Raw genomic sequence first — 13172 nt, 5'->3', positions numbered from 1 at the left:
TGCCCATGGGACCGATACCCGCCCCGACCGCCGCGAGGACAGCTGCATGACCGAGGAGCCGGGGCCCGCCCCGACGGAGCGCAAGCGCGGCTCGGGCGCGCGGATGGTCTACGACTCCTTACGCGACGAGATCCTCGACCTCGTCCTGCCGCCCGGCAGCGCGATCGACGAGGTGCAGCTCGCCGAGCGCTTCGGCGTGTCGCGCACCCCCATCCGCGAGGCGCTGGTGCGCCTCGCCGGCGAAGGGCTCGTCAACACGCTGCCCAACCGTTCGACCATGGTGTCGAACATCGACTACCTGAACCTCCACACCTACTTCGATGCGCTGGTGCTGATGTACCGCGTGACGACGCGCCTCGCCGCCGAGCACCACCGGCCGGCCGACCTCGAGCCGATCCGCGCGGCGCAGTTCCAGTTCGCCGAGGCCGTCGCCGCGCAGGACGCGCTGGCGATGATCGACACCAACGCCGCCTTTCACACGGCGATCGCCGAGGCCGGGCGCAATCCGCATTTCCTTGCCTTCTTCAACCGCCTCCTCGACCAGGGCCGGCGGATCCTGCGCATCTACTACAACGCCTACGAGGACCGCCTGCCCCGGGAGTTCGTGGACGAGCACGAGGCGATGATCGCCGCGATCGAGCGGCGCGACGTTGCCGCCGCCGATGCCCTGGCCAAGGCCCATGGCGAGCAGATCGCCCACAAGGTCCAGTCCTTGTTTCTGCGCGGCGGACGTCTCGACATGGAGCTGTGACCATCGCTCAGAAATCTTGTCGACAAACATAATGCAATAGGAGATAGTGCGCCTCGTCCGGCTCCGGCGCGGCTTCGTGCCCCCGCGGCCCGTTTCGACGATCGACGAGGAATCGCGATGAAAGCTGAGATTTTTTCCGGCGTCATTCCGGCGCTGATGACCCCCTGCCGCGCGGACCGCACGCCCGACTTCGACGCGCTCGTCGCCAAGGGCCGCGAGCTGATCGCGGCCGGCATGTCGGCCGTGGTCTATTGCGGCTCGATGGGCGACTGGCCGCTCCTCACCGACGCGCAGCGCATGGAAGGCGTCGCCCGTCTCGCAGAGGCCGGCGTGCCGGTGATCGTGGGAACCGGCGCGGTGAATACGGCCTCGGCCGCGGCGCACGCCGCCCATGCCCAGTCCGTCGGCGCCAAGGGCCTGATGGTGATCCCGCGGGTGCTCTCGCGCGGCCCCTCGCCCGCCGCGCAGGCCGCGCACTTCAAGGCGATCCTGTCGGCCGCCCCGGAGCTGCCGGCGGTGATCTACAACAGCCCCTATTACGGCTTCGCGACCCGCGCGGACCTGTTCTTCGCCCTGCGCGCCGAGCACCCGAACCTCGTCGGCTTCAAGGAGTTCGGCGGCCCGTCCGACCTTCGCTACGCCGCCGAGAACATCACCAGCCGCGACGACGGCGTGTCCCTGATGGTCGGCGTCGACACCGCCGTCTTCCACGGCTTCGTCAACTGCGGCGCGACGGGCGCGATCACCGGCATCGGCAACGTTCTGCCGCGCGAGGTCATCCAGCTCTGCGATCTGTCGAAGGCGGCGGCGAACGGCGACGCGGTGGCCCGCCGCCGCGCGCTGGAGCTGGAATCGGCGCTCGCCGTCCTGTCTTCCTTCGACGAGGGGCCGGACCTCGTCCTCTTCTACAAGCACATGATGGTGCTGAAGGGGAACGCCGAGTACGCGCTCCACTTCAACGAGACCGACGCCCTGTCGGAGAGCCAGCGCGGCTACGTCGAGGCGCAGCTCAAGCTCTTCGAAGCCTGGTACGCCAGCTGGAGCCGGGCCGAGGGCCTCGGCGCGCCGCAGCGCGCCGCGGCCGCCTGAGCCGATCAGGAAACCGCGTCGAGGCCGCGCTCCAGGAGTCGATCGAGGAGCGCGGTCTCGGCCGCGCTCAGAACGATGCCCTCGGAGCGCGAGCGCTCGCGCGCGGCGAAGCGCCGCTGGGATGGCAGCCGCGCGCCCTGGCCGAGGATCGCCTCGAACAGAACCTCGGCGCGGGCGAAGGGATCGCGCGGCCGCCCCTTCGCGAAGGCTTCCGGCGAAAAGGCGAGGATCAGCTCGCCATGGGCCGGCGCGAGCGTCGTCGTGCCGAGCTGCTCCAGCGATTCCGGGCTCGTCAGGTCACCGATCATGATGCCGGCGAGGAGCTCGATCATCGTGCCGATGGCCGAGCCCTTGTGTCCGCCGAAGGACAGCATGGCACCGGCGAGCGCCGCTTCCGGGTCCGTGGTCGGCTGGCCCTGCGGGTCGATCGCCCAGCCTTCGGGCAAGGGCTCGCCGGCGCGGCGCTTCAGCTCGATCTCGCCGCGGGCGGCGACCGAGGTCGCGAAGTCGAAGACGTAAGGGGTGCCGTCCGTCCGCGGCCAGGCGAAGGCGAGCGGGTTCGTGCCGAGAAGCGGGCGCGTGCCGCCCGTCGGCGCAACGGAAGCGTAGCTCGGGCACATGGCGAGCCCCGCCAGCCCGTGTCCCGCGATCGCCTCGACTTCCGGCCAGAGGGCGGCGAAATGCGTGCAGTCGTTGATCACGAGGGCGGCGAGGCCGAGCTTGCGAGCGCGCTCGGCGAGGTGCGGCAGGCCGAGCTCGAAGGCGGGATTGGCGAAGCCGCCGCGCGCATCGACGCGTAGGATCGCCGTGCCGTCGTCGACGCCGAACTCCGGGACGGCGTCCGGCACCACCTTGCCCGCCTTGACCGTGCGCATGACGCCTTCGATACGGTAGATGCCGTGGGACTTCGCCCCGTCTCGCTCGCCCGCGACGATCACGGAACCGAGCGCTCCGGCCTGCACGGCGTTGAGCCCGGCCTTGGTCAGGATCGCCACGACGCGGGCGTAGAGGTCCTCGATCGTGAGGCGGGTCGTGTCGTTCATCGTCTTCGGCTCCGGGCAGGCAGGATATGAAATGGGCGCGACGCGCCGTCGCGAATGGTGGGCGAGGAGCGGAATCGGCGTCAACACTCTTGCACACTAATTGTATTTTTTGTTTGATCAGGCATGGCCGCCGCGTCGCAGGGGACTCGGTGCCGAATCATCCCGGGGGAGTTTCCACTATGAAGATCAAGGCCATCACGATCGGCCTCATGGCCGCGGCAGCGCTCGCCGTTCCGGCCAAGGCCGACAAGCTCGACGACATCATCGGGTCGGGCACGCTGCGCTGCGCCGTCGTTCTCGACTTCCCGCCGATGGGCTCGCGCGACGCGCAGAACAACCCGGTCGGCTTCGACGTCGACTACTGCAACGACCTCGCCAAGGCGCTGGGCGTCACCGCCGAGATCGTCGAGACGCCCTTCCCCGAGCGCATTCCGGCGCTGATGTCGGGCCGCGTCGACGTCGGCGTCGCCTCGACCTCCGACACGCTGGAGCGCGCCAAGACGGTCGGCATGACCATCCCCTACTTCGCCTTCGAGATGGCGGTGACGGCCAACACCAATTCGGGCGTCACCTCCTTCGAGACCATGAAAGGCAAGACCGTCGGCGCCACCGCCGGCACCTACGAGGCGATCGCCCTCGAGGAGCAGGTCAAGGCCTGGGGCGAGGGCACCTTCCGGCCCTACCAGACGCAGGCCGACGTCTTCCTGGCGCTGAGCCAGGGCCAGCTCGACGCCACCGTCTCGACCTCGACCGTCGCGCAGGCCAACGTGAAGACGGGCAGCTACCCGAACATAGCGGTCGTCGGCAAGGCGCCCTTCGACACCGACTACGTCGCGCTCTTCACCAACCGCGAAGAGTACGGGCTGATCAACTACCTCAACCTCTTCATCAACCAGCAGGTCCGCACGGGCCGCTACGCCGAGCTCTACGAGACGTGGGTGGGCGGCGAAGCCCCGAACCTGACGGTTCCCGGCGTCTACCGCTAAGCTTCGCAACGGTCCGGGCGGCGCGCGGCGAACCCCGTCGCGCGCCGCCCTCTTCTTCACGGGCGAGAGCGAATGTTCGGCTACACCTTCCGCTGGAACCAGGCGCTGCAAGCGCTGCCGCAGATGCTGGACGGGGCTCTCGTCACGCTGCAGGTCGCCATCCTGTCCATGGTGATCGGGCTCGCCCTCGCCATCATGCTGACTCTCTTCCGCCGCTCCGACAGCCGCATCCTTCGCGGCTTCGCCGTCGCCTGGGTGGAGGTGGCGCGCAACACGCCGGCGCTGTTCCAGATCTACATGGCCCATTTCGGCCTCGGCAATTTCGGCATCCACCTCAGCCCCTTCGCGGCGCTGCTCGCCGGCATCGCCTTCAACAATGCCGGCTATCTCGCCGAGAACTTCCGCGGCGCGCTGAAGGCAATCCCCGAAACGCAGGCGCGGGCCGGCCGCTCGCTCGGCATGGGCTCGCTCCAGGCCTTCCGCCTCATCGTCCTGCCGCAGATGCTGCGCATCGCCTTCCTGCCGATGACCAACCAGATGGTCTGGGCGATCCTGATGACCTCGCTGGGCGTGACGGTGGGCATGAACACCGACCTTGCCGGCATCACGCAGGAGCTGAACGCGCGCTCCTTCCGCACCTTCGAATTCTTCGCCATCGCGGCGGTGATCTACTACCTCATCGCCAAGGCGGTGACGCTCGGCGCGCGGCTCGTCGCCCGCCGCCTGTTCCGCTACTGATCGAGGGCTCCCGATGTTCGATACAGCCCTCACGCTGAACGACCTCCTGTTCCTCGCGCAAGGCGCGGGGATGACGCTCGCCGTCACCGCCGTATCCGTCACGGTCGGCACGATCCTCGGCATCCTGTTCGGCGTCCTGCGCTTCCAGTTCGGACCGATCTGGTTCGCGCCGCTGACCTTTCTCCTCGACATCTTCCGCTCGGTGCCGCTCCTCATCCAGCTGGTGCTGGGCAACGCGCTGCAGTCGATCCTGAAGCTCGGCTGGGGGCCCTTCACCACCTCCTGCGCCGTGCTCTCGCTCTATACCGCCGCCTACTGCACGGAGATCGTGCGCGGGAGCATGGAGTCCGTGCCCGTGACCACGCGACGGGCGGCGCGGTCCCTCGGAATGACCTGGGGCCAGGACATGCGCGAGATCGTGGCGCCCCTCAGCCTGCGCATCGCCCTCCCCTCCTGGATCGGCCTGACGCTCGGCGTCATGAAGGATTCGGCGCTCGTCCTCTGGCTCGGGCTGATCGAGCTGCTTCGCGCCTCGCAGATCCTCGTCACCCGCCTCCAGGAGCCGCTCTTCATCCTCATGATCTGCGGGGCGATCTACTTCCTCCTCAGCTTCCCCATCGCCCGGCTCGGCGGTCATCTCGAGAAACGCTGGTCCCCCCATGATTGAGATCCAGAACGTTCGCAAATCCTTCGGCCCGCTGGAGGTCCTCAAGGGCATCGACCTCACCGTCGACAAGGGCGAGGTCGTCTCGATCATCGGCGGCTCGGGATCGGGCAAGTCGACGCTCCTCACCTGCATCAACGGGCTGGAGCCGATCAATTCGGGTTCGATCCGCATCGACGGCGTCGAGGTCCACGCCAAGTCGACGAACCTCGACAAGCTACGCCGCAAGGTCGGCATCGTGTTCCAGCAGTGGAACGCCTTCCCGCACCTCACCGTCATCGAGAACGTCATGCTGGCGCCCCGCAAGGTGCTCGGCCTGTCCAAGCGCGAGGCCGAGGAGATCGCGGTCAAGCAGCTCGGCCATGTCGGGCTCGCCGACAAGCTCAAGGTCTATCCGAGCCGCCTGTCGGGCGGCCAGCAGCAGCGCATGGCGATCGCCCGCGCGCTCGCCATGTCGCCGGAATACATGCTCTTCGACGAGGTGACCTCGGCGCTCGACCCGATGCTGGTCGGCGAAGTGCTGGACACGCTGCGCATGCTCGCATCCGAGGGCATGACGATGATCTGCGTGACCCACGAGATGAAGTTCGCCCGCGAGGTCTCGGACCGCGTCGCCTTCTTCCACCAGGGCGTCATGGCCGAGATCGCGCCGCCGGCCGAGCTCTTCGACGCGCCCAAGCGACCCGAGACGCAGAAGTTCCTCGCGGCGACGCACTGAGATGGCGGTACCCACGCAGAACCGCCCGGACGTGGCGGTGATCGGGGCGGGCGTCGTCGGCCTTTCCGCGGCGCTCGCGCTCCAGGCGCGGGGCTTAAGCGTCGTCGTCCTCGACCGCGAAGGGCCGGCGGCCGGCGCCTCGGCGGGCAATGCAGGCGCCTTCGCCTTCACCGACATCCTGCCGCTCGCCTCGCCCGGCATCCTCAGGAAGGCGCCGCGCTGGCTCCTCGACCCGCTCGGGCCGCTCAGCCTGCCGCCGGCCTACGCGCACCGCATCGCGCCCTGGATGTGGCGGTTCTGGCGGGCCTGCCATCCCAGCCGCGTTGCGGCCTCGACGGCGGCGCAGACCGCGCTGATGGACCTCTCCAAGGCCGAGCTCGACGGCTTCCTCGCCGCCACCGGCACTGCCGGCATGCTCCGGCGCGAGGGTAACCTCCAGGTCTACGAGGGCGAGGCGGAGTTCGTCGGCTCGCTGCCCGGCTGGGCGGCGCGCGAGCGCCACGGCATCGAGTTCCGCCACATGGGGCCGGACGAGATGGCCGAGATCCAGCCCGGCCTCTCGCCCCGGTTCACCCACGGCACCTTCACCCCCGGCTGGTTCTCGATCGCCGACCCCAAGGACTACGTCCTGGCGCTGGCCGAGCGCTTCCGCGCCAAGGGCGGGACGATCGAGCAAGCCGAGGTGACGGCTTTGCGAGCGAAGGATACCGGCGTCGCGATCGACACCGCTGCCGGGCCGCGCGAGGCGGCCCACGTCGTCGTCGCGGCCGGCGCCCATTCGCATAGGCTCGCCGCGACGCTCGGCGAGCGCATTCCGCTTGAGACCGAGCGCGGCTACAACACGACGCTGCCGGCGGGTGCCTTCGACCTGCGCACGCAGGTCACCTTCGGCGGCCACGGCTTCGTCGTCACGCGCCTCACCTCCGGCATCCGCGTCGGCGGGGCGGTGGAGCTCGGCGGTCTCGACCTCGCGCCGAACTTCAAGCGATCCGAGGCCATGCTGCGGAAGGCCGCCGGCTTCCTGCCGGGGCTGAAGACGGACGGCGGCAAGCAGTGGATGGGCTTCCGCCCCTCGCTGCCCGACTCGCTTCCCGCCATCGGCCCGGCCCGCGCCACGCGCCGCGTGGTCTACGCCTTCGGCCACGGCCATCTCGGCCTCACCCAGTCGGCCGGCACCGCCCGGCTCGTTTCCGAGCTCGTCGCGGGCGCCTGTCCCGCGATCGACCTCGCGCCCTTCTCGCCCCAACGCTTCTGACCGGAGCCGACCCCATGGCCAACCACACCTTCTCCTGCCTCGACGGCCACACCTGCGGCAATCCGGTCCGCCTCGTCTCAGGGGGCGGCCCACGCCTCGAAGGCGCCAACATGCTAGAGAAGCGCGCGCACTTCCTGCGCGAGTTCGACTGGATCCGCACCGGCCTGATGTTCGAGCCGCGCGGCCACGACATGATGTCGGGCTCGATCCTCTACCCGCCGACCCGCCCCGACTGCGACGTCGCCGTGCTCTTCATCGAGACGAGCGGCTGCCTGCCCATGTGCGGCCACGGCACGATCGGCACGATCACCATGGCGATCGAGAACGGCCTCGTCACCCCGCGCGAGCCGGGCCGCCTGTCCATCGACGCGCCGGCCGGCAAGGTCGACATCACCTATCGCCAGGAAGGCCGCTTCGTGGAGGAGGTGCGCCTGACCAACGTGCCCGGCTTCCTTCATTCGGAAGGGCTGACGGCGGAAGTCGAGGGCCTCGGCGAGATCGTCGTAGACGTCGCCTATGGCGGCAACTTCTACGCCATCGTCGAGAGCCAGGCGAACTTCCGCGACATAGCCGACTTCACCGCCGGTGAGCTGATCGGCTTCTCGCCGAAGCTCCGCCGGGCGCTGAACGAGAAGTACGAGTTCGTTCATCCCGAGCATCCGGAGATCCGGGGCCTCAGCCACATCCAGTGGACCGGCGCCGCGCGCCACCCGGAGGCGCACGCCCGCAACGCCGTCTTCTACGGCGACAAGGCGATCGACCGCTCGCCTTGCGGCACCGGCACCTCGGCGCGCATGGCCCAGCTCGCCGCCAAGGGCAAGCTCAAGGTCGGCGACGAGTTCGTCCACGAATCGATCATCGGCTCGCTCTTCCGCGGCCGCGTCGAGGCCGAGGCCCTCGTCGGCAACAAGCCGGCCATCGTGCCCTCGATCGCCGGCTGGGCGCGCCAGACGGGCATCAACACCATCTTCATCGACGACCGCGATCCCTTCGCCCACGGCTTCGTCGTGACATGAGCGGCGACCTCGGCCAGGCCCTGTCGATCCTCGCCGGCGTCGCTCAGGGCCCCGTCGTCGCCCTCTCCGAGCCCCTGAGCTTCTGGGGCGGCGTCGATCCGGCGACCGGCCGCGTCATCGACGCGCGCCACCCGCAGGCCGGCGCCGACCTCGCGGGCGCGATCGTCGTCGTCTCCTCGACGCGCGGCTCCTGCACGGGATCGGGCGTCCTCCTGGAACTGGCGCTGGCGGGGCGCGCGCCGGCAGCGCTCGTCTTCTCCGGGCCGGAGGACGTCGCGACGCTCGGCGCGCTCGTCGCCGCCGAGATGTTCGACCGCGAGCTTCCGGTCCTGCGCCTGCCCGAGCCCGGCTTCGCGGCGCTGGCGGCAGCCGGCTCGGCGCGGATCACGGCGGAGGCGATCCGGGCCGGCGACCTGACCATCCCGATCGCGCCCGCCCTCGAGGCCGCGCTCGCGCTGAGCGACAACGACCGCGCCCTTCTCGCGGGCGCCAAGGGCGAGGCCGCGGCGCAGGCCATGCGCATCCTCGTCGCCATGGCGCGCCAGCAGGGCGCGGCGCGGCTCACCGACGTGACGCGCGCCCATATCGACGGCTGCATCTATGCGAGCCCCGCCAACCTCGTCTTCGCGGAGGCGATGGAGGCCAAGGGCGCGCGCGTCGTCGTGCCGACCACGATGAACGCCATCTCCGTCGACTACGAGAACTGGCGCGCCCAGGGCGTGCCCGCGGACTTCGGCGCCCCGGCCGCGCGGCTCGCCGACGCCTATGTCGCGATGGGCGCCCGGCCGACCTTCACCTGCGCGCCCTACCTTCTCGACGAGGCGCCGGAGACCGGCGAGGCGATCGGCTGGTCGGAGTCCAACGCCGTCATCTTCGCCAACAGCGTCCTCGGCGCACGCACGGCCAAGCACCCCGATTTCCTCGACCTCTGCATCGCGCTGACCGGCCGCGCGCCCCTCGCCGGCCCCTATCTCGACGCCGAGCGCCGCGCCCGGCTGATCGTCGACGTCGAGCTGCCGGAGGGCACCGACGCCGCCGTCTGGCCGCTGATCGGCTATCTCGCCGGCCGTGCCGCGCCCGACCGCATCCCGCTCCTGACCGGTCTCGCGGCGGGCGCTCCGACGCGCGACGACCTCAAGGCGCTCTGCGCCGCCTTCGGCACGACCTCCGCCACGCCCATGCTCCACGTCGAGGGCGTGACACCCGAGGCCGCGGGCGCCGCGGGCGCCGCGGACGCCGACACGCCGCGCGTCGCGATCACCCGCGCCGATCTCGCCGCAGGCTGGCGGCGGCTGAACGACGGGCCGGAGGCGGTGGACCTCGTCGCGATCGGCAGCCCACACGCCTCGCTCGCCGAGTGCCGGGCGCTGGCCGACGCGCTAGGCGGCCGACCGCGGATGCCGCGCGTGTCGGCGATCGTCACGGCCGGGCGGCAGGTCATCGCCGCCGCGGACACCGACGGCACGCGGGCGCGGCTCCTCGCCTCCGGCGTCGAGATGATCCCGGACCTGTGCTGGTGCTCGATCTCGCGGCCGGTCTTCCCCGTCAGTGCCAGGGCGGTTCTCACGACATCGGGCAAATACGCCCATTACGGCCCCGGCCTGTCGGGCTGCGCGGTGCGGCTCGGCACGCTCGACGACTGCGCCGAGGCGCTCGCCACCGGCCGCGCGCCGCCGCGCCTGCCGGCCTGGCTGGCCTGAGCCGCGCCGCCCTCACCCCGAGAATTCCATGTCCGAAGCCCTGGCGCTCGCCTCCGCCCTGTGTCTGGCCGTCGGCACCATGCTGATCGGCGAGCTGAAGGGGCGGATTTCGCTTCTCCAGCTCGCCCGCTGGCAGATGGTTGCGACGCTCGCCATGACGGGGACGCTCTCGGTCGCGGTCGGCGGGTGGCGCGGCCTCGAAGCCTGGCAGGTCGGCTTCCTCGCAGCGTCCTCGCTCTTCGGCATCATGATCGCGACGACGACCTACTTCGCCGCGATCGACGCGGTCGGGCCGCGCATGACCGCCCTTCTCTTTTCGCTGACGGCGCCCTTCGCGCTCGTTCTCGGCTACGTCGCGCTCGGCGAGACGATCTCGGGCCCGCAGGGGCTCGGCATCGCGCTGGTGCTGCTCGGCGTCGTCCTGGCGATCGGCGTGCCGCGCCGCTTCCTGAAGCGCGGCAGCGCGGCGCCACCGATGCCGGCCGTCGCGCCCGCCACCCTGCCGCTCGCGGTGCCGCCGGCGCCGCCCGTCACCGGCCCGCCTTGGCGCGGCATCGCGCTCGGCACCGTCACCGCCTTCGGCCAGGCGCTCGGCAGCCTCTTCGCGCGTCCCGCTATGGCGGCCGGCGTCGAGCCCTTCACGGCGATGGCCGTGCGCTCGGGCCTCGCCGCCCTGTTCTTCCTGGCCCTCCTCGCCCTGCCCATCGGCCGGGCGGGCGCCGCGCGCCTGTCGCCGGGCGCGATGGGCCTCGCCGTCGCCTCGGCCTTTGTCGGCACGACGCTCGGCATGTCGCTCCTGATGGCCGCGCTGACGACGGGCGACGTCGGCGTGGTCTCGACGCTCGCTTCGACGACGCCGGTCCTTATCCTGCCGCTCGTCTGGCTGCGCGAAAAGCGCCGCCCTCCTGCACCGGCTTGGGCCGGCGCCGTCCTCGCCATCGCCGGCACCGCGCTGATCGGTCTCGGCTGATCCGTCGAGAGCGTCAGGCGGCGACGGGCGCCCAGCCGCGGGCGGCACGCGCCATGGTGCATTCCGGATCGCCCGGCAGGCAGGTGTGGCAGACCTCGGGGCGCAGGGCATAGATGCGACAGCTCACCGCCTCGCCGAGGGTGCCGTCGAGCGCGGCGCAGCGCTCGTTCTCGCAGCGCATTCCCGAAAGGTCAGCCGAGACGAGCTCGGGAGGAATCGCGTCGAGCGCCTCGTCGCTTTCGGTGGAGAAGCGCGGCCAGTCGGCCGAATAGGCGCAGCAGGCGCCGCAGCTCCGGCAGTCGAAGCCGGGATCGATGTCGGTCATGCCTGGTCCATAGCACGGAAAGCAGCGGTGCGCGGCGCGGAAGTTTTCCCGTGGCCGGGAACGCTCCGGGGTCCTGCCGATTGAGACCATGGGCGGCGCCCCTATCTGGAACCGCTCCAAACGCGTTTCGTCGCCGCGGCAAGGCCGGACAGGCATGGCGGCGCCTCGAACACCGCAGCAACGGAGACATCGATGGGCACGAACGGAAACGGCGCGGGAGCGTCCGGCGGTTCGGACAAGGTCCTCACCAACCGCCAGGGCCATCCGATCACCAACAACCAGTCGCAGCGCACCGTGGGCTCTCGCGGGCCGGCGACGCTGGAGAACTACCACTTCCTCGAGAAGATCACCCATTTCGATCGCGAGCGCATTCCCGAGCGCGTCGTCCACGCGCGCGGCTTCGTCGCCTATGGCGAGTTGGAGGTGACGGGCAAGATCGGCGACGAGCCGGCCTCCAAGTACACCCGCGCCAAGCTCTTCCAGACCGCCGGCAAGAAGACGCCGCTCGCCATCCGCTTCTCGACTGTCATCGGCGGGCGCGACTCCTCGGAAGCCGCCCGCGACCCGCGCGGCTTCGCGGTCAAGTTCTACACCGAGGACGGCAACTGGGACCTCGTCGGCAACAACCTCGCGGTGTTCTTCATCCGCGACGCGATCAAGTTCCCGGACGTGATCCACTCGCTGAAGCCCGATCCGATCACCTTCCGCCAGGAGCCGAACCGCATCTTCGACTTCATGAGCCAGACGCCCGAGTCGATGCACATGCTGACGCACCTGTTCAGCCCGCGCGGCATCCCGGCGAGCTACCGCCACATGGAGGGCTTCGGCGTCAACACCTACAAGATGGTGAACGCGCAGGGTGAGACGGTGCTGGTGAAATACCACTTCCACCCGCGCGCCGGCATCGCCAGCCTCACCGCGGCGGAAGCGGCCAAGGTGCAGGGGCAGGACCTCGGCTCGGCCTCCAAGAACCTCTACGGCGCGATCGAACGCGGCGACTACCCGCAATGGGACATGTTCGTGCAGATCATGGAGGACCACGACCATCCCGAGCTCGACTGGGACCCGCTGGACGACACCAAGATCTGGCCGGAGAAGGACTTTCCGCTCCGCCACGTCGGCACCATGACGCTGAACCGCAACGTCGAGAACTTCTTCAACGAGAACGAGCAGATCGCCATGGGCACGGGCGTGCTCGTCGACGGGCTCGACTTCTCCGACGACAAGATGCTGGTCGGGCGGACCTTCTCCTATTCCGACACGCAGCGCTATCGGGTGGGCACCAACTACCTGCAGCTGCCCGTCAACAGCGCCAAGAACGCCAAGGTCGCCACCAACTACGACGGCGGCCAGATGAGCTTCGGGCGCGACCTCGCGCCGGGGCAGAACCCGCACGTCAACTTCGAGCCCTCGATCCATAATGGCCTGACCGAATCGACGCGCGACGCGCCGAACGAGCAGCCGGAGATCCGCGGGCGGCTGACCCGTTCCGTCATCGAGCGGCGCAACGACTACGTCCAGGCGCGCGGGCGCTTCAACACCATGATGGACTGGGAGCGCGACGACCTGATCGCCAACATGGTCGACCTCCTCGGCCAGTGCGAGCGCGACGTGCAGGAGCGCATGGTCTGGCACTTCCTGCTCATTCATGACGATTACGGCAATCGCGTCGGTCAGGGCATCGGCGTCTCGGCCGACGATGTCCGCCACCTCCAGCCGCTGCCGAAACAGGTCCTCACCGAAGAGGACAAGAAGCGCCTCCAGAACCTCGGCCGCAACGGCGACAAGATCGACCCGAACGTTTGGGGCCAGTGGACGAGCTCGGTGAAGAACTACCGGGCCAGCGCCGAGGAGGTGCTGAAGGGCCTGGGAAGCGTCAAGGATGCCGAGGGCATGAGCCAGGCCGCCGAATAAGGC

The 13172-nt window shown here is 70.0% G+C and carries 13 protein-coding genes; 11 read left to right on the top strand and 2 right to left on the bottom strand.

Annotated features, from left to right (window positions below; genetic code table 11):
* The first annotated feature begins 46 nt into the window (after positions 1 to 46).
* Together FZN60_RS00330 and FZN60_RS00325 are read left to right on the top strand one after the other, a co-directional pair.
* Positions 47 to 751, top strand: a complete 705-nt coding sequence (locus tag FZN60_RS00330; protein WP_158869908.1) for a GntR family transcriptional regulator — start codon at positions 47 to 49, stop codon at positions 749 to 751.
* A 117-nt stretch (positions 752 to 868) separates the two neighbouring features.
* Positions 869 to 1840: a dihydrodipicolinate synthase family protein gene (locus FZN60_RS00325; RefSeq protein WP_158869906.1), complete on the top strand. Its 972-nt coding sequence runs from the start codon at positions 869 to 871 to the stop codon at positions 1838 to 1840.
* A 5-nt stretch (positions 1841 to 1845) separates the two neighbouring features.
* Here FZN60_RS00325 and FZN60_RS00320 read toward each other — a convergent pair whose 3' ends face one another.
* Positions 1846 to 2883, bottom strand: coding sequence for an Ldh family oxidoreductase (locus FZN60_RS00320; RefSeq protein ID WP_158869904.1), 1038 nt, complete (start codon positions 2881 to 2883; stop codon positions 1846 to 1848).
* Between the two features lie 179 nt (positions 2884 to 3062).
* Here FZN60_RS00320 and FZN60_RS00315 point away from each other — a divergent pair, with 179 nt between their 5' ends.
* The 8 genes from FZN60_RS00315 to FZN60_RS00280 all read left to right on the top strand — a co-directional run bounded on the left by FZN60_RS00315 (position 3063) and on the right by FZN60_RS00280 (position 10930).
* The gene (locus FZN60_RS00315; protein WP_158869902.1) at positions 3063 to 3869 is read left to right on the top strand and encodes an ABC transporter substrate-binding protein; all 807 of its coding nucleotides are present in this window, start codon (positions 3063 to 3065) and stop codon (positions 3867 to 3869) included.
* A gap of 72 nt (positions 3870 to 3941) precedes the next feature.
* Positions 3942 to 4607 carry an amino acid ABC transporter permease gene (locus FZN60_RS00310; protein ID WP_158869900.1) on the top strand — a complete coding sequence of 222 codons (666 nt, stop codon included), beginning with the start codon at positions 3942 to 3944 and terminating at the stop codon, positions 4605 to 4607.
* 13 nt (positions 4608 to 4620) lie between these two features.
* A complete protein-coding gene (locus tag FZN60_RS00305; RefSeq protein WP_158869898.1) occupies positions 4621 to 5274 on the top strand; it encodes an amino acid ABC transporter permease in 654 nt (217 codons plus the stop codon).
* Complete coding sequence (locus tag FZN60_RS00300; RefSeq protein WP_158869897.1) at positions 5267 to 5989, top strand: amino acid ABC transporter ATP-binding protein; 723 nt, start codon at positions 5267 to 5269, stop codon at positions 5987 to 5989. Before FZN60_RS00305 ends, FZN60_RS00300 begins: the two co-directional genes overlap by 8 nt.
* Position 5990: 1 nt before the next feature.
* A complete protein-coding gene (locus FZN60_RS00295) occupies positions 5991 to 7244 on the top strand; it encodes an NAD(P)/FAD-dependent oxidoreductase (RefSeq protein ID WP_158869896.1) in 1254 nt (417 codons plus the stop codon).
* A gap of 14 nt (positions 7245 to 7258) precedes the next feature.
* Positions 7259 to 8260, top strand: coding sequence for a 4-hydroxyproline epimerase (locus FZN60_RS00290; RefSeq protein WP_158869895.1), 1002 nt, complete (start codon positions 7259 to 7261; stop codon positions 8258 to 8260).
* The gene (lhpI, locus tag FZN60_RS00285; protein ID WP_158869894.1) at positions 8257 to 9960 is read left to right on the top strand and encodes a cis-3-hydroxy-L-proline dehydratase; all 1704 of its coding nucleotides are present in this window, start codon (positions 8257 to 8259) and stop codon (positions 9958 to 9960) included. The genes FZN60_RS00290 and lhpI overlap by 4 nt, the downstream gene beginning before the upstream one ends.
* Positions 9961 to 9988: 28 nt before the next feature.
* Positions 9989 to 10930, top strand: coding sequence for a DMT family transporter (locus tag FZN60_RS00280; protein WP_158869893.1), 942 nt, complete (start codon positions 9989 to 9991; stop codon positions 10928 to 10930).
* A gap of 13 nt (positions 10931 to 10943) precedes the next feature.
* Here FZN60_RS00280 and FZN60_RS00275 read toward each other — a convergent pair whose 3' ends face one another.
* Complete coding sequence (locus tag FZN60_RS00275) at positions 10944 to 11255, bottom strand: YkgJ family cysteine cluster protein (protein ID WP_158869892.1); 312 nt, start codon at positions 11253 to 11255, stop codon at positions 10944 to 10946.
* A 192-nt stretch (positions 11256 to 11447) separates the two neighbouring features.
* On the opposite strand from FZN60_RS00275, the gene FZN60_RS00270 reads away from it, so the two are divergent.
* Positions 11448 to 13169: a catalase gene (locus FZN60_RS00270; RefSeq protein ID WP_158869891.1), complete on the top strand. Its 1722-nt coding sequence runs from the start codon at positions 11448 to 11450 to the stop codon at positions 13167 to 13169.
* Positions 13170 to 13172: the final 3 nt, after the last annotated feature.

Source organism: Antarcticirhabdus aurantiaca (assembly GCF_009765365.1).
GTDB classification, from domain to species: Bacteria; Pseudomonadota; Alphaproteobacteria; order Rhizobiales; family Rhizobiaceae; genus Antarcticirhabdus; species Antarcticirhabdus aurantiaca.
Note: the sequence above shows the minus strand (reverse complement) of the source record. Positions and strands in the feature narration are given on the sequence as shown.